Raw genomic sequence first — 16,588 nt, forward strand, 5'->3', positions numbered from 1 at the left:
CCAGAAACAAATGAGTTCAAAAAAAGTGGATGAGTTCCTGGCAAAATTGGACCATCCTTTAAAAAATGAAATGGCGGTACTGCGGGATACGATCATGAAAGTACACCCTGACATTACAGAAGAGGTGAAATGGGGCGGTCCCAGCTTCTATTATAAGGGAGACATTGCCACATTCGGCCCGCGTGTGAAGGATGCGGCTACACTGATCTTTCACCAGGCAGAAGGGTTAACGCCCGGCGCCGTTCTCGAACCCGCTCCCAAAGGCAAAGCCTACGCCAGATTCAAAAACATGGTTGAAGTGAAAGCTAAGGCGAAAGACCTTCAGGCGATCATCAGGCAATGGATCAAACTCCGGGACAAATCATAAAGCATGAAAAAGTATCAAATTGAGATCAAATGGACGGGGATACACTTCCTGGTGTACCTGTTATGGATGTTTTCGGAGCGCTTATGCGGACTGCATGGGCGCCACATCCAGTATCAGCAGCTCGTCTCGGTGTTTATCCTTGTACCGTCATTATTGATCTACGCGCTTGCATTACTTGAAAAAAAACTGAAAGTCTTTCAGGGAACGATTACGTTTAAACAAGCCTTTAAAAGCGGGATGCTGTTGACCTTATTTATTGTCTTGCTCAGCCCCATCAGCCAGCTCATCACCACCAGGCTTATTTCCCCGGACTATTTTGAAAATATGCGTGATTTTGCTGTCACACATCAGGGTATGCCTCCAGGAGAAGCGCAGTCCCGGCTGAATATCGGGGCGTTCATCATGCAGAGCCTGGTTGGCGGTTTGATCACCGGTGCCTTATTCTCTGCTTTAGTGGCCATTGTGATAAGGACAAAAAGCAGCCGGGGAGTATGATCAATACTGCGGCGTTCACCGGGCTTTTCGCAACATGGGCCGTAAAACGGGCGAGCTGCCGGATTGAATTTCGCCGATAACCTCGAAACCGTGGCGCTGATATAGCGAAATATTTCTCGGATTGGAAGATTCGAGATATGCGACCAATCCATCACGGTCAACGGCCTTGAGCCCTTCAGCCAGCAGTGCGGAACCTATTCCCGCTCCCTGATGCGCGGGGTCGACGCCTATCATCGGCAAGTACCAGTGCTGTTCGGTTGGATGAAATTTTTCCATTTGCTCAAAGATCACCTGCATATCGGCTTTTATATCGTCGTCGGTATTCTCGTCGAACAGCCTTTTTAAGGATTCTTCATCGGATTTGGCGCCGGGCGGCAACCACAGGGCAGCGCCGGTGGAGCCATTGGCGATGTAAGCCGTTCCTTTCTCAAACGCGCTTCCGCCGAAAGCCTTCGCTATCGAAGAGAAAGCCGCCAGATATTTTGCCGGGTCCGGCAGGGACCAGCGGGCCATCGGATCAACGCCGAATGCCAGCGTTAATACGCCAATGGCGCCGGCCTGATCCGGCGCTAAAGCTGTTTTTATTATCATATCATTTTCATTTTTTACAGACTCCTGTGTCCCTGAGGCTGTTATATTCATCAGTGCAAGCCCTTTCAGGTGTTGTTTAAGTAACAATTAATAGTATGAATCTGTTTAAATCTGGAAAGTTGCTGTTGTGGATGAGGTCGCCTTGTTGTTTTTGAAGCTGATAAAAGCACTTTTAGTTTTAAAACCTCAGAATCACATGCCTGGTTCCCGAAAGGAAAGGAAATAACATTGGCCTTAAAGCCCCCTTTTTTGTCACGGAATACCCCCCAGAATATTTGACGCTTCGCTTATTTTTGGCTTACAGGCTTAAAAAACCCAAAACCAAATAAATGAGAACGGTATCATTCGGCTTGAACATTAGCATAGACGGCTATTGCGATCACACTATCGGTAATCCGAGTGAAGAGCTTATGGATTATTTTACAGGAACGATGGACGACGTCGACCTGCTCTTTTTCGGCCGTGTCATGTACCAGCTCATGTTTCCCTATTGGAGCGATGTTGCGGAAAATCAATCCGGCACAGCAGCTGAAAACAGGTTTGCCCAAAGGTTTAGCGCTATTGACCGCGTTGTTGTTTCACGATCATTGGACAGCGGTGATGTAGACCATACAAATACGCAGATTATCCGTAGCAACCCTGCGGCAGAACTTTTGAAACTGAAACAGCAGCCCGGCAAAAAAATTTCGGTGGACAGTGTAAGCATGCTCCCGGAGCTGATTGCAGCAGGCCTTATCGATGAATTTAACCTGGTTGTCCATCCGGTGATCGTGGGGAAGGGAAGATTATTGCTGGACGCGGGAAGTCTCCAGGAAAAACTTGATTTAAAGCTGGTCAATACCATACATTTCAAATCCGGATGTATAGCCCTTCATTATTTGAAACAGTGACGGGAAATTTGCGCGAACGTAAAACTATCATTGCAACAGGCTGACTTAAAAAAAGGCTGCCTTTCAGCAACCTTTTTCTGTACCGGGTACGGGAAATTCTTTGAACACCTTTTTCGATCCTGGTCTATTTCATTAAAAAGTAAACCTTACAAACGGTACAGGGAAAAATCCCTGCTGGTAATTGTTTACGACTTGTCCGGTACGGGCGTTCCAATCCTGTCTGAAAATATTATTGTTATTGGTAACGTTTTGCAGGTCCAGCGAAATTTCTAAAGACGATTTTCTGTATTCCTTCCGGTAGGATAGCTTTACATCCGAGCGGAAATAAGCCGATTGCCTTAATGAAAAAGCCTCTTCTTCGATAAACTGTATTTCGCCGTCTGCAATAGATGCTGTAATGTCCACAGGTGAAAGATAGCGACCTCCGACGGCAGAGATCTTCATTGAAATGCTGAAATATCTTTCCCTGCTGAACTTCCATTCCTTGCCTGCAAGGGCATTGATTACATAACCCATATTAAACGCCGTATTTCGTAACGCCCCATCGCTTCCCTGGTATTTGGAATCAAACAGGGACGTGGTAAGCAGGTAATAAAGCCCTTTTGAAAAATTCCTTTCAAGCGTAAGCTCTACACCGAAATTTCTTCCCTTGCCCTGATTGATAAGACTGTCCCGCAATGTAGGAGTAGCATCTGCTCCAAGATTGACGGTCGAAAAAGAAGACGGATGACTTTCCACAGGCAGGTCATACAACGACTGGTAGTAAAGTTCGGTCTTCAGGCTTGTATTATTGTTTAATTTCCAGTTGTGCGACAACACAGCATGGTTGCTTCTTATAAACCCTAAAGATTCATTTGTATACAGGTTGCCGGACGGAGTGGATGTTACAACCGTGTAATTTAGCAGATTGTCCATTTGGCTGTGCATTCCGAAACCGAAGCCTAAAGTATGCCTGTTGTTTATTTTAGCGTTTAGCCCGATTCTTGGCTCTATGCTCTGGCTCTGGGAAATATCCAGATATTGGTAGTGCATCCCTGCGATAAATGTCCACACCTCGTTCATCCTGTATTTCCATTGAGCGTAGCTCTGCAGCAGGTTCAAACCGCGTTGGCGGTCAGCAATTACCAGGTCGTGTACGCCGGCATAGATACGTTTGTTGAGTATGGAAAAGCCGGTATAGTCATTGGAAACCCCTGCAATAAGGCTATGCCTTGCATTTAACTTATGATTCAACTGAAAGACAGCGGAATATTTTTGCGTGGAGAATTTCCAGTGCCAGTCAGGAGTAGCGATATCGGGTTTTAACGTACTGATAGAATCCCTGTCAAACCATTCGTTCGTACTGCTATAACCGACCGTTAATTTCGCAGTAGTCTTATTGCTTAGCAGATGCTTGTAACTAAGTCCTGTAATGTTGGTTTCGTAATCGGCAAAACGATTGGAGTAACTATTTCCATAAGCCTGTCCGTCGGGATCATAATCTTTGCCCAGGCTCACAAATGAACTTCTGCCCCATATACCGAACAAACTCAGGTTTCCTTTTGCGCCGACCGGTGAGTTTACTTTATAATTTACATCGTAGTAGTCGGGTTGCCCTCCGCCAGTACCAAAGTTGAGCCCCAACTGCCGGAATACAGAAAGGGTGGAATATCTGGCATTTACGAGGTAGGATGCTTTTTTACCTTTCCCGATCGGCCCCTCTGCTCCGGCTTCAAATCCGTTGAAACCTACTTGTCCTACAAATTCGTGCTTGTCTTTATTTCCATTCCGCAACCGTAAATCAAAGACGCCCGCAACAGCGTTACCGTATTGGGCGGGGAAAGCACCTGATATAAAATCAGACTTGGCTATCAGATTGTTGTTCAGCATGCTTACAGAACCTCCCATACTGTTCAGCGCGCCGAAGTGGTTAGGATTGGGAATGTTAAGACCTTCAAGCTGCCATAGCATGGCATTTGGGGAATTGCCTCGTATAATGATGTCGTTTCTTGTGTCATTGGTAGATACCACTCCGGCAAAGTTTATAGCCATCCGCGCAGGGTCGCCAAAAGAACCGGCATATCTTTTGGTTTCTTCCATATTGAACGTGCGGGCGCTTACAGCAGCCATTTCATTGTTGGGTGATTTCCTGTTGGGAGCGCTAATGACCACTTCATCCAACATCTTAATTTTTTCACGCATAGCCACATTATTAAGTTGAAGTTCTTTCCCTGCGGTGATCAATAAATCAGAAAGGAACAAGGGTTCGTATCCTGCAAACGTAATGATAATAGATTGCCTGCCTAAAGGAACTCCCATAAGCCGGAAATTTCCAAGCGAATCCGAAAACGTATTTATCCCGGGGTAATTTGCCATTTGTATTGTCGCACCACCGATAGGAGCGAACGAGGCATCGTCAACTAATTTCCCGTTTATAGTTTGGGTTTGGGCTTGTACATTGCTGAAAAAGGCAATGAGGAACACAGTCAATAAAGTGGCCTTATAATAGATTGATTTTGCTGCCATAATTCGCTATATTTATCTCAGGAAATTATTTTGGACAAATTTCCACGACAGGATCTTCCTGTTCATTGATTTGGATCAATAAAGAAAGTGCCCTGGGAAAAACAGTCTATTGAAGCCGGCTAAGTTTATGTTTGAAAATATTCATCAGTATTTTTTGCAGTTTTTACCCAACCTTTCTGCCGGGGCGTGGGAGCCTCTTACCGAGCTTTTGGTAGTGAAGTCTTACAAGAAAGGGGAAATTATCAGTGATTTGGGTGCTGTAAACAAATGGGTTTCCTTTATTGAGAAGGGGGCGGTGATCGTATTTGATTTGTCTGACGGGAAGAAGACCGTCTATGAGTTCTTTTTTGAACATCAATTTACAGGAGATTATGAAAGTTTTTTAACGTCCCGTCCTGCTAATTATGGAATAGAAGCCTTGGAAGATTGTGAATTGTATCATCTTCATTTCAACAGCCTGCAAAAGCTGTATGAAAGGTTTCCTGAGTATGAACGCATTGGCAGGCTCATTGCAGAAGCCCAGTTTTTGCGTGTTACCCAAAAAAACGCCAAGTTGATGGGAGAAAAGCCCGAAGAGCGGTATTTGAATCTTATAAAAGAAAGGGAAGAGTTGATTCAAAGAGTACCGCAGTATTACGTGGCATCTTATCTTGGGGTTACGCCCGAAGCATTAAGCCGGATCAGGAAAAGGCTGGTTTCAAAATAGTTGCAACACTGCATAGTGGATAATGGAGATGGTGGCTAGAAGAAAATTAAGAAGGGAGCCCGCGGCATTACCGCCTAGCAGATTAAACGACAAAGCCCTAACAATCTGATTGTTAGGGCTTATTTATTCGCTTCTTCGTACCGCGTACGGGAATCGAACCCGTCATTCCTCCGTGAAAGGGAGGCGTCTTAACCGCTTGACCAACGCGGCATTGGTCATTTTTGGGATGGCAAAGGTAAATAATTCAACCACAAATCCAAAAAAATATCTGATTTTATTGCGCCATAACTGCCTGATCCTTCTGCCGGTGCATGTTGCCCCAGTCTGAAATACACTGCAGCATCGGGGCGGTAGACTGCCCCATCTCCGTCAGCTCATATTCCACCCTTGGCGGCACCTCCGGGAACACGGTACGCTTCACCAGCCCATGCTCCTCCAGCTCACGCAATTGCGCTACCAGCATCCGCTCGGAAACCGCCGGTATCGCCTTCCGCAGCTCGTTGTACCGCATCCTGCCCTCCAGGAGGTTGAACAGGATCGCGGGCTTCCAGCGGCCGCCGATCACCCCCAGGGCATAAGCCATCCCGCAGTTCCGGAGGATCACGGTCTCGTTGCGGGCGTTTGTAGAGTCCTGTTTACGCATACTTACTTTTTTGTTAGTACTTAACAATTTTAGCTGTACCTGCAAAGTTAGGAGTTTTAATCTACTTTTGAGCCATGAAAACATTACAAAATAAAACAGCCCTCGTAACCGGCGGAAGCCGGGGCATTGGGGCGGCTATAGCAAAAAGGCTCGCCAGGGAAGGCGCAAACGTGGCCATCACCTATAACGCTTCCCCCGAAAAGGCAACCACCGTGGCAAAAGAAATCGAAGCGCTGGGCGTGAAAGCGCTGGCTATTAAGGCGGACAGCGCTGACCCTCATTCGGTTATAGCGGCGGTAGACCGTACGGCGAAGGAGCTGGGCGGCCTGGATATTATCGTGAACAACGCCGGCATCGGGATGTATAAAGATGTGACGGAATTCAGCCTGGAGGACTTCGATCTGATAACAGCCGTAAACATCAGGGCCGTATTTGCCGGCTCCCGGGCAGCACTGGCTTATATGGGCAAAGGTGGCCGCATCATCAACATCGGCAGCTGCCAGGCGGAAAGGATGCCCACCCCCGGCGGTTCACTGTATGGCATGAGCAAAAGCGCGCTTGTAGGGCTCACCAAAGGAATGGCCCGGGACCTCGGACCAAAAGGCATCACGGTGAACGTAGTGCACCCCGGCCCCATCGATACGGATATGAACCCGGCCAACGGCCCTTTCGCGGATTATGAGCGCTCCATTATGGCCCTGCCCGAATTCGGAACAGGCGACGATGTGGCCGCTATGGTGGCTTACCTGGCGGGTCCTGAAAGCAGCTATGTGACCGGCGCCGGTTTTTTGGTGGACGGAGGTACAAATATTTAACAATACTATAGGGCTCTCAAAGGGTAATATATTTTATTTACTGGGATATTTTGTCTAGTATTACATTAAATGCCAACTGTGTTTATCAAGTGACGAACTAAATTCATCATTTTCTATTCACACCGGCCGTAATACGAAATATCTAAATAATGCCTAAAGTTTCTTTCAACAACAAAAATGCACTGTTCTTCCCTTCCCTGAAAGCGTCGGTGGAAGAGTATTTTAAAACCAACAACGTACAAAAAACGGGTAACCTGCACCTCTATCTCAAAACGGCGGTGCTGATCCCTGCGGCCATATTGCTTTATGTATGCCTGCTGGTATTTCCCTTACATGCGGCTACCGGCATCCTTATGAGTGCCCTCCTCGGTTTTACGCTGGCCTGCATCGGGTTCAACGTGATGCACGACGCCTGCCACGGCAGCTATTCCAATAAGAGCTGGGTGAACGACACGCTGGGGCTCACCCTCAACGCATTGGGCGGTAACGCGTTCATCTGGAAACAGAAACATAACATTATCCATCACACATACACGAATGTGGACGGTGTGGACGACGATATCGCCAAAAGCCCGCTGATGCGCCAGTGCAGTACCCAGCAATGGGTGCCCATGCACCGGATCCAGCATTTTTACGTGGTGCTGATCTATGGCATTTCTTCCTTTGCCTGGGTTTTTATCATGGACTTCGTGAAATATTTTTCCAGCAAGGTGTACAGAACGCCGTTGCAGAAAATGAAGCTGCAGGACCATCTCGTGTTCTGGGGCAGCAAGGTGCTGTACGTGTTGTTCTACATCGTGCTGCCTATTATGCTGGTGGGCGCGCAGGCCTGGGTGGTGGGCTTCATCGCCATGCACCTGGTAATGGGCTTCACGCTGGCCATCGTGTTCCAGCTGGCGCACGTAGTGGAAGAAACTTCCTTTGAAGTAGTGGGCGAAGATGATAAGCTGATCGAAAATGAATGGGCGATACACCAGATCAAAACCACCGCGAACTTTTCGCCGAACGATAAAGTAGTGTCATGGTTCGTGGGCGGGCTGAATTACCAGGTAGAACATCACCTGTTCCCCCGCATCAGCCACGTGCATTACCCCGCCATCAGCAAGATCGTGGAAGCGAAATGCAAGGAGTTTGGATTGCAGTACAACAGCATGCCAACCATGATGAGCGCCGTGCGCTCGCACTTCAGGTTTATGCGCATGCTGGGCATGAAACCCGCTGTGGCTGCTGTGCCTGTAGCATAACTTTATCAATACAAGGATATAACATCACTCAAAAAGCCGCTCTTACGGGAGCGGCTTTTTTTAATGTCTCAGCGTGATGGAGTCGCTATCATTAATCTACACATCACTTATTTAGTTGGAGCGCACGATTTGTCTTAGCCTGGATGCTATCATAAATCTACACATTAGTTCTACTTTGCGTGGAGCATGCCGTTCTTCCAGTAAAGCTCCGTTGTCTGCAGCTGGTTGACCTGCTCTATCAGGTCGTCCAGCGGCTGGTTGCGGAACATTTTCCCGCTCACCCGTTTTTCGCCTGCTTCCGGTGAGTCGATATACAGCGTGGTGTTGAACCACCGGCTGGTCAGCTCTCCGAAATCCTTCACGGTCATTTCATTAAAATACATCTCACCATGGATCCATGCCGTCGTATAACGCGGATCGTAAGCGGTGGTGGTAATGGGCTGCTCTGTAGCCACCCTCGACTGTTCCCCGGGCCGCAGGCTGCTTCGCTGCGTTCCCGCCGATACCGTAGCTTCGCCGCTTACGATGGAAGCAAGCACGTCCGTTGCTGTATAAGCATTGGCGTTGAATGCGCCCGCGGTGGTCTGGATATCGGCCTGCCCCGCATGTACGATAAACGGCCGGGCAGCGTCTTCCTTCACGATAAAATATGCTTCCCCATCCAGGTACACCTCCCTTACGCCGCCGGCCTGGAAGCGGAAAGGAAACCGCAGCCTGGATGCGCTGTTGAGATATACTTCCGTGCCGTCGCTGAGCAACAGCCGCTGTTCTTTGCGCGGCGGTATGGTCAGCGCATTCCACCCGTAAGCATCCGCTTCGGAGGGTTGGAACCGCAGGAAGCGGCTGTCTTTATAAACAGTGGTACTGCCGATCTTATAGCTCTGCATGCCGTTCTCCTGCATGCTGATGGTTTCCCCGTTGGCAAACTCCAGCATCATGGCATGGCTGCGGGGAGGCATGATGGACCGCGGCGGCATGGCCTCCGGAAGCCGGGGCCAGGCCCAGTATATAGACGCCAGCAGGCAAATTGCGGCAAAGCCGGTCAACAGCCTGTTCCGCACGCGCCGCACTTTTATAACGCGGTGCCTGCGCAGCACCTCCTGGAAATCGGCTTCCATGTCCCTTGTATAATAATCCTTCCGGGGCGCTGTAATGGTATTGTTCTTCACTTCAATACGCAGGGCGCGGGCCTCTTCGCTGGCGGCGAGTATCTGGTCCAGCTTCTCCTGCTCTTCAGGAGTAAGCGTACCAAAAATTTCCTTGATCAGGAGAATGCGTATTTGAAATTCATTTTCCATTCTGAATATAAGATACGTTATCGGAGGGGGTAGGGTGAACCAAACCGCAAAATAAATTTGTTAACGTTGGCGCAGCGCGGCCTCCGCTTTGTTAATGCCGCTCCCCGCACCGTTAAAACACAGGCACAGACATGTTTGTTGAAAAATAGGCGCATTCACACCGCAGTTCCGTTATCCTGTCAGGCCGCATCATAAATGCATACGGGGTTATAAAATTGAGTGTCACATTTTCACCCTTTTTAAACCATACGAGCATCTTATAGAAAGGAAATCAGTGTGAACATGAACAGGCTAAATCAATTGGTGTATGTACGTTTCGCTCCCGGCGACCTGATCTGCGATGAAAGGCAGATGCCGGTGTACCTGAAAGAATTACGGAGCGAGAAGTTCAGGATCACGGCGGACCTCCGGAACATAGACCAGCAGGCTGCAAACGAAAGCTGGGAAGCCAATGCGCGCGCGCTGCGGCAATACCAAATGCAAACGGTGGCCATGCTGGATGTGCTGCAACTTTTCCGTCAGCAGGCAGCCCAGTCGCTGCACGGCTTTTACGGGGAAGCCGCCTGCGTGCTGCTGGATATCCTCATCGCCCTGGAACAGCATTTTCCTGAATACCTTGCCAAAGACATTTACATGCCAGAAGCCTATGCCCGCCACGTCATCGCGCAGCTGGAACCACGCGTACGCGCCGTGGAGAAGTCCCTGCTCGACAAAAAAGCGGACCGTGAGCTCGTGCGGCTGATCTTTAAACCCCTGCGCCAGCCTGATACGCAGCTTACCTTCGGTATGGCCATGTATTACAGGCGGCTCATCAGCGACCTGCAATTGCGGCAGGCGCCGCGGCATATGGATATAGACGAACGGATCCATCATATCCTGTACGCGTATAATTTCAATTCTCCGGAATTGTTCCGGTATTCCACCCGGATGCTGCGGCAAAAAGTATCGCAATTGCGCACGCTCCAGGAGAAAAAAGCCTTGCTGATATGGTACGGGAAAGAGCTGAAGAATATGCCAGCCAATGAATACGCCTTGTACAGCGGAAAAGGTTCCATCCGGAGCCAGCTCGAAGAATGGATGAACGAAGAGAAATTATTCCTGCATACGCTGTTCACCACCTGGGAATCCTAGAATGCCACCACGTGCGGTTGACCCCTGAAAAATCCCGACACATCCGGTTACGAAAAAATAATTCTCACACCTGTGACGATGATGTAAAATCTTTCAAAATTATAGCCGGACTTTTATGATGATATGTGCGTGTACTTTTATAGTTCTTCATTTTTAACAGGACAATACTGTTCTTCCCGTTGTCGTCGGCCCGCTGGAAAGATTAGATAATAATTATTTCCCCGCAATATGAAAACATTTAACCAATTTGTAACGGTACAGCTAAGTCCCGAAACGCTGGCTGGCAATACAGACAGTTTGCCCGCCTACCTCAGCCGTGTACAGGAAGAAAAACTGCGGATCACCGGTCAGTTGCTCGAGCTGGCTTCATTGCCCGCCGAGGAAAAAGAACATGCGACCATCGTGCAGCAATGGCAGGGGATGTGTGTGGAGCTGCTGGAAGCGCTGCACCGTTTTCGCTTCAGCCACCGCGCTACCCTTACCGCATCCGCGGAGCCGGACGGCATCGATCTTTTTTACGGCTCGGTGGAAGAAATGCTGCAAGCTATTCTTGTGGGGCTGGAACAACATTTCAAGGATCATCTACTGCCGGAACTGCCGCTGCCATTGAGTTACGCGGCAAGGGCCAGGCAGCAGCTGGCGCCGCGCATAAAGGATGCGGAACGCCTGCTGAAAAAGAACGGCCTGGACCCTGACCTGCTGGAGCTGCTGCTGGCGCCCGTCAAAGTATTTATTGATGATGCGGATGTACGTCTCAGTTTCCGCGAACTGGTCTATTACCGCGAGCTCGTCAGCCAGCTGTGCAGCGCCGCCAGCCTGGAAGCCGTGCCGGCGGACCAGTTCAACCTCCAGGTGCATTACCTGCTGGTGCATCTCAACTTTAATTCCGTGGAATACTTCCTTTACTGCACCAGCCGCATGCGCAAATGGCTGAAACAATTCACTGACATGCAGGACAGGATCAATACCCTCACCTGGTGCATCAAGGAAGTGAAAGCGATCCCGATGCTGCATAATGGCAGGGGCTTCCGTGCGGGCGGCTTCCCGGTCAAAGACCAGCTGGGCGCATGGCTGGAAGAAGAAAGGATCTTCATCCGCACCGTGATGGAAACCATGATGGCCAAACCCGCCGGGCATGCGGAAGAAGAAAAGATGCGCGCCTTTCTCACCATCCCGCAGGCCGCGCTCATGGCAAGAGTGTACATGGAAGAAGGGATCATCCGGTCCGCTTCCATCCAGCAGATATTTTCCACGGTGGCCGGTATGCTGCAGCTGAAAAAAACAGATGCCGGGATGGAAGACGTTTTCCGTTTAAAGTTTTTCAACCCCAGCCTCGCAACTGTTATGACCTGCAAAAGCTGGCTCAACAGGGTGCTGGACAGGTTAAATGATTATGAGGACCAGATGCGCGCATATATCGACAATTAAAGTCAACATTAAATCCTGGAAAAAATCAAGCTGAAATGAAAAGTTTTTTTACGCAAATACTCGCAAATCTGGAACAGGACCTGGCAGAGATAGAGACCCGCATCCCGAACGTGTTGGAAAGATATAAAACAGGCGCGCAGCTTGCGGACCGGGCTGCCGCCAAATTAAAGGGCGCCGTGCCGGAACGGTTCAGCAGCACCGCCACCGAGATCTATTTTTTCAAGAACATCCAGCCGCAGGTACTGAGCCGGAAGATCTATTACAGCCAGCTTTTCAGGATAGAGGCAGACCGGCCGAAAAGTGTGCGCGACGATTATAAAAAATTCCTGGACCAGGAACTGCAGCGCATCACGATGTTCTTCGAGGTTCATAACGCGCTTTACCTCTACTTCCGCGGCGGCGCCACCGAAAAAGACCCACAGTATTTCCTGCGCGGCAGCCTCTACAACAACGAATACCCTACAGACCTTGACGGCGTGCTGGACACGCGTTATTGCACCGTCACCTCCTTTAAGCTCGCGGAGCTGATCGCGCTGGAAGACGTCAGCAAGCACATTATCGGCAAGCTGGAACAGATCTACGCGCTGCCCCGCAACCTTCACTATAAACCCCGCCTCCGCTGGACCGAATCCAAAACCGACCTGGTGGAACTGGTGTACGCCCTTCACCTCAACGGCAGCTTCAACAACGGCTCCGCGGACCTGAAGCAGATATTCGAATGGTTGGAAAATTCGCTGGAAATAGATTTCGGCAATGTATACAGCAACTTCCGCGACATCAGGATGCGAAAAAAAGAAACGGCTTCTTTCCTGACCCGGTTGAAAGACGGCCTGCTAAAAAGAATAGAGGAAATGGAATGAGCTTACAGCTCAGCCGCCACGCGACGCAATGCGTCCGGCAGCTCTTGTTTGTCCCAGCAGGTGCCCAGCGCCACGCGAACATATTGGTTGTCGCCCGTTAAACTGAACATTCCCCCGTGAGAGATATCGATGTTTTGCTGCAGCAGCTTTTGTACGGTTGCGCCGGGATCCTTGCAGGCCAGCCAGTAATGAAAGCTGCCCGGGAACGTGCGGTAATCCGCGCCGTTGAAGATATCTTTCCACATCTCCGCGCTGCGTTCGGCCACCGCGCGTTTTTCTTCCATGATCTTTTGCAGCAGCCCGCTTTCGATAAGGTGCAGCCCGAAATGCAGGAACAGGAGCGAGGCGCCGCTGCTTTGCATTCTCACGATATTGCCCATTTCAGGCAATACGTTTTTCGGATGGATGGCGTAACCGGATTTCAGCATCGGGTTGAATGCCTTGGAAAGGCTGTAGAGATGGATGGTGCGTTCCGGCGCCAGCGCCAGGAAAGAGGGCGGGGGCGAAGCGTGCAGGAAGCGGTAGGCGTCGTCTTCCAGGATATGAACGTCTTTAAACCTGCGCACCACCTCCACAATAGCTTTCCTTCTTTCTAACGACATCACCGCGCAGGTGGGATTATGAATAGTGGGCTGGAGGTAGACCAGCTTACAGGGATATTTTTCCAGCGCCTCCGCCAGCTTTTCCGGCAGCATGCCTTCTTCATCCGCTTCGATCACCCTGAAACGGTACCCCTCCATCTCCGCGCACTGCCTGAAACCCGGGAAGGTAAAGGGCTCCACGGCAATTTCCTCCGTTTTCCCCCTCATTCCCGTAAGGGTGGCGGCCAGGCCCCCGTTGGCGCTGGGCAATATGGTGATGGTATGATCACCCGGTGTGAAATGCAGCCATTTCCCCAGGGTAGCTAAGGCCTGGCTGTCCAGCGGTTGGTAAGGTGGGTGCAGCAGCGCATATTGCTGACTGGCCGGCAGGTGGCGGCAGAATTCCAGGAATACTTCCATTTCCCGTGGTACGGAGGGGTAGTTGAGACTAAGATTGAGCATCCTGAAAGTTAGGAAATATGATGCTTTCGCGAAGATTATTATCTTTAAAACTTCATAAAATACTTGTAGTCCTGTATGATAAGATCTCTTTTCCCGGTGCTGGCCTTAGTGTGCGTCAGCCTCCTTTCCCGGGCGCAGCAAAATTGCCCTGTGATACCGCTTCCTTCGCAGAGCACGGCCGTAAAGGCTGTATTCCCGTTGACCGACCAGACGCCGCTGGCCGTTTCCGAGCCTTCGCTGCTGGCATCCGCCAATATGCTGCAACAGCAGCTGCTGCAATATGCCGGCATCCGGCTGGCCCTGGCTGCCAAAGCTCCTGGCAACGGCATCCTGCTGAAAAGGGTGAAAGGCGATAACCCTGCCGCCTATACGCTGGAAATGACCGGCACGCAGGTAACCATAAGCGCTTGGGGCGATGAAGGCCTGTTCTACGGCCTCATGTCGTTCGTACAGCTGGTGCGTACCGCGCAACCCAAACAGGCTGCCGCACAGGTGCCCTGCTGGAACATTACGGATAAGCCATTGTACGGCTGGCGCGGTTTTATGCTGGACGAATCCCGGCAGTTCTTCGGCAAGGCCGTGGTGAAAAAGCTGCTGGACGAAATGGCTTCCTATAAGCTGAACCGCTTCCACTGGCACCTGACGGACGAGCCGGGCTGGAGGCTGGAAATAAAACAATACCCGCGCCTTTCCCTTGTGGGCGGCATCGGTGTGCACGGCGATTCTACCGCGCCGGCGCAGTACTACACCCAGGATGAAATAAAAGAGATCGTGGCCTATGCCAAAGAAAGGCACATCACGGTGATCCCGGAAATAGACATGCCCGGCCACGCCACCGCGGCCAACAAAGCCTATCCGCAATTCAGCGGCGGCGGCTCCGCGAAGTATCCCGACTTCACGTTCAATCCCGGCAAGGAGGAAACATATCAATACCTGGCCAATATCCTCAAGGAAGTGAACGTGCTGTTCCCTTCGCAAATGATCCACATCGGCGGCGACGAAGTGAGCTTTGGTTCGGAAAAATGGAAAACCGATCCCGCCGTGCAGCAGCTGATGAAAACAAAAGGGTACAGCAGCCTGCTGGAGGTAGAACATTATTTCATCAAACGTATGGCCGATACGCTGCTGAAGCTGAACAGCAAAGTGCTGGGCTGGGACGAGGTGACGGCGGCGGCACTGCCCGCCAAAGAAACCATCGTGTTCTGGTGGCGGCACGACAAAGCGGATCAGCTGAAAGGCGCACTGGATAAAGGTTACAAAGTGGTGCTCTGCCCCCGCCTGCCTTTTTATTTTGACTTCGTGCAGGACAGCTCCAATATAGCGGGCCGCCGCTGGCAGGGCGGGTTCAATCCCCTCAAACGCGTATACGACTTCTCCCTCGCCACACTTCCTTTTTCAGTGGACGGCAGGCTCTCACAGGTAGAGGGCATCCAGGCCAACCTCTGGACGGAAACAGTGAGAACTACCGAACGAATGTACTACATGACCTTCCCGCGCCTCATCGCCTTCGCCGAAGCCGCCTGGACGGCCCCCGCTGCCAGGGATTTCCAACAGTTCGAGCAGCGCCTGAAACAGCACCTGCCGCTGCTGAAGGAACAAGGCATCTACTACATGGAATCGCCGAAGCTGACGCCGGAGCCTATCCGGTAGAGCAGATGCATGAAAAGCCGTCATTGCGAGGAGCAGCAGGGCCAGGCGGGAGGGGCGCCGAAGCAGCCTCCTTCATTGAAGTGACGCACGCTGATATCGGGAGATCGCTTCGTCGCGGCTCCAGCACAAACGCCCGCTGCTTCTCGCAATGACGGGCTTCGCTGGCTGCTGCCGGAGAAAGTTTTTTTTATGGATCTAATTCCGGATGCCCGCGATCAGGTTTACGGTAAGCGCCACTGCAAATGTGTTCAGGAAAAAAGAAAGCAGGCCATGCACCAGCGCCACCCGCCTGATCTTCCGCGAAACCACCTGTACGTCGGACACCTGGAAGGTCATGCCAATGACGAACGCGAAGTAGGCGAAATCCAGGTAATCCGGTTGTTTGGTATGAGGAAAATCCAGTCCGCCGGCGTGCCTGGTAACGTCGTTCTCATCGTCGTCGTAATAAAGATTGGCGTAGTGGATGGAGAGCGTGGTATGCACGAGCCACCATGAGATAAGTATCCCGCCGATGGCCACGGGCAGGTAAACCGCCATGGCTGTGCCTCCCGCGTTGTTCGACAATATCAGCAGCAGCACGATGATCATGCTGGCGAGAGAAGCGACGAGAATAAAACTGTATACAAAGGTCCGCCCGCCATCGTCTACCCGGGCTGTTTTGCGTATCTCGTCTATAGAGCGGGTGAAAAATATGCTCCAGGTAATAAGGATGTAGGTAAGTCCGAACGCTTCCCAGAGCAGCATATACAGCACCAGGTCGTTCAGCTGCGCATTACGCACCAGCAGGTAAACAATAAGGGCCGCCAGGGCGCCCGCCAGCACCTTATGGAAAGGATGCAATTGCAGCAGCAGGCGCAGGAATTTATTTTTAGGCTCATGCAGAGGCATGGCTAAAGTTACACAAAAAAAGCGTGTACCCGTT

At 50.7% G+C, this 16,588-nt stretch carries 16 protein-coding genes and 1 tRNA gene; 10 read left to right on the forward strand and 7 right to left on the reverse strand.

What is annotated here, in order from left to right; genetic code table 11:
* The first annotated feature begins 10 nt into the window (after positions 1–10).
* A complete protein-coding gene (locus tag ACTJIK_RS23325) occupies positions 11–367 on the forward strand; it encodes a DUF1801 domain-containing protein (RefSeq protein WP_440649953.1) in 357 nt (118 codons plus the stop codon).
* Positions 368–370: 3 nt separating this feature from the next.
* Positions 371–862, forward strand: a complete 492-nt coding sequence (locus ACTJIK_RS23330; protein ID WP_440649954.1) for a DUF4199 domain-containing protein — start codon at positions 371–373, stop codon at positions 860–862.
* 15 nt (positions 863–877) lie between these two features.
* Here ACTJIK_RS23330 and ACTJIK_RS23335 read toward each other — a convergent pair whose 3' ends face one another.
* Positions 878–1,453 (reverse strand): GNAT family N-acetyltransferase, encoded by a 576-nt coding sequence (locus ACTJIK_RS23335; protein ID WP_440649955.1) that lies wholly within the window; start codon positions 1,451–1,453, stop codon positions 878–880.
* Between the two features lie 329 nt (positions 1,454–1,782).
* Between ACTJIK_RS23335 and ACTJIK_RS23340 the strand changes: the two genes are divergently transcribed.
* Positions 1,783–2,343, forward strand: a complete 561-nt coding sequence (locus ACTJIK_RS23340) for a dihydrofolate reductase family protein (RefSeq protein WP_440649956.1) — start codon at positions 1,783–1,785, stop codon at positions 2,341–2,343.
* 132 nt (positions 2,344–2,475) lie between these two features.
* On the opposite strand, the gene ACTJIK_RS23345 is transcribed toward ACTJIK_RS23340, so the two are convergent.
* The gene (locus ACTJIK_RS23345; protein ID WP_440649957.1) at positions 2,476–4,848 is read right to left on the reverse strand and encodes a TonB-dependent receptor; all 2,373 of its coding nucleotides are present in this window, start codon (positions 4,846–4,848) and stop codon (positions 2,476–2,478) included.
* Between the two features lie 109 nt (positions 4,849–4,957).
* Between ACTJIK_RS23345 and ACTJIK_RS23350 the strand changes: the two genes are divergently transcribed.
* Positions 4,958–5,554, forward strand: coding sequence for a Crp/Fnr family transcriptional regulator (locus ACTJIK_RS23350; protein WP_440649958.1), 597 nt, complete (start codon positions 4,958–4,960; stop codon positions 5,552–5,554).
* A gap of 138 nt (positions 5,555–5,692) precedes the next feature.
* Here the strand turns inward: ACTJIK_RS23350 and ACTJIK_RS23355 are convergent.
* Both ACTJIK_RS23355 and ACTJIK_RS23360 read right to left on the reverse strand, forming a co-directional pair.
* Positions 5,693–5,764, reverse strand: a tRNA-Glu gene (locus ACTJIK_RS23355).
* Between the two features lie 64 nt (positions 5,765–5,828).
* Positions 5,829–6,197, reverse strand: a complete 369-nt coding sequence (locus tag ACTJIK_RS23360; RefSeq protein ID WP_440649959.1) for a winged helix-turn-helix transcriptional regulator — start codon at positions 6,195–6,197, stop codon at positions 5,829–5,831.
* 74 nt (positions 6,198–6,271) lie between these two features.
* On the opposite strand from ACTJIK_RS23360, the gene ACTJIK_RS23365 reads away from it, so the two are divergent.
* Together ACTJIK_RS23365 and ACTJIK_RS23370 are read left to right on the forward strand one after the other, a co-directional pair.
* Positions 6,272–7,012: an SDR family NAD(P)-dependent oxidoreductase gene (locus ACTJIK_RS23365; protein ID WP_440649960.1), complete on the forward strand. Its 741-nt coding sequence runs from the start codon at positions 6,272–6,274 to the stop codon at positions 7,010–7,012.
* 149 nt (positions 7,013–7,161) lie between these two features.
* Positions 7,162–8,256 carry a fatty acid desaturase family protein gene (locus ACTJIK_RS23370; RefSeq protein ID WP_440649961.1) on the forward strand — a complete coding sequence of 365 codons (1,095 nt, stop codon included), beginning with the start codon at positions 7,162–7,164 and terminating at the stop codon, positions 8,254–8,256.
* 170 nt (positions 8,257–8,426) lie between these two features.
* On the opposite strand, the gene ACTJIK_RS23375 is transcribed toward ACTJIK_RS23370, so the two are convergent.
* A complete protein-coding gene (locus ACTJIK_RS23375; protein ID WP_440649962.1) occupies positions 8,427–9,554 on the reverse strand; it encodes a FecR family protein in 1,128 nt (375 codons plus the stop codon).
* Positions 9,555–9,836: 282 nt separating this feature from the next.
* Here ACTJIK_RS23375 and ACTJIK_RS23380 point away from each other — a divergent pair, with 282 nt between their 5' ends.
* The 3 genes from ACTJIK_RS23380 (at position 9,837) to ACTJIK_RS23390 (ending at position 12,973) form a co-directional block, all read left to right on the forward strand.
* The gene (locus tag ACTJIK_RS23380; RefSeq protein WP_440649963.1) at positions 9,837–10,685 is read left to right on the forward strand and encodes a hypothetical protein; all 849 of its coding nucleotides are present in this window, start codon (positions 9,837–9,839) and stop codon (positions 10,683–10,685) included.
* A gap of 228 nt (positions 10,686–10,913) precedes the next feature.
* On the forward strand, positions 10,914–12,113 hold the full coding sequence (locus ACTJIK_RS23385; RefSeq protein WP_440649964.1) for a hypothetical protein: 1,200 nt from the start codon (positions 10,914–10,916) through the stop codon (positions 12,111–12,113).
* Between the two features lie 35 nt (positions 12,114–12,148).
* Entirely contained in the window at positions 12,149–12,973 is an 825-nt protein-coding gene (locus tag ACTJIK_RS23390) for an RteC domain-containing protein (protein WP_440649965.1), read from the forward strand.
* A 2-nt stretch (positions 12,974–12,975) separates the two neighbouring features.
* Here the strand turns inward: ACTJIK_RS23390 and ACTJIK_RS23395 are convergent, their stop codons facing one another.
* Positions 12,976–14,016, reverse strand: coding sequence for an aminotransferase class I/II-fold pyridoxal phosphate-dependent enzyme (locus tag ACTJIK_RS23395; RefSeq protein ID WP_440649966.1), 1,041 nt, complete (start codon positions 14,014–14,016; stop codon positions 12,976–12,978).
* A gap of 75 nt (positions 14,017–14,091) precedes the next feature.
* Here ACTJIK_RS23395 and ACTJIK_RS23400 point away from each other — a divergent pair, with 75 nt between their 5' ends.
* Positions 14,092–15,666 carry a beta-N-acetylhexosaminidase gene (locus tag ACTJIK_RS23400; protein WP_440649967.1) on the forward strand — a complete coding sequence of 525 codons (1,575 nt, stop codon included), beginning with the start codon at positions 14,092–14,094 and terminating at the stop codon, positions 15,664–15,666.
* A gap of 195 nt (positions 15,667–15,861) precedes the next feature.
* Here the strand turns inward: ACTJIK_RS23400 and ACTJIK_RS23405 are convergent, their stop codons facing one another.
* Positions 15,862–16,554, reverse strand: a complete 693-nt coding sequence (locus tag ACTJIK_RS23405) for a DUF1345 domain-containing protein (RefSeq protein ID WP_440649968.1) — start codon at positions 16,552–16,554, stop codon at positions 15,862–15,864.
* Between the last annotated feature and the right edge of the window lie 34 nt (positions 16,555–16,588).

Origin of the sequence: Chitinophaga sp. 22620 (assembly GCF_052044405.1) — a bacterium.
In the GTDB taxonomy this organism is placed as follows: Bacteria; Bacteroidota; Bacteroidia; order Chitinophagales; family Chitinophagaceae; genus Chitinophaga.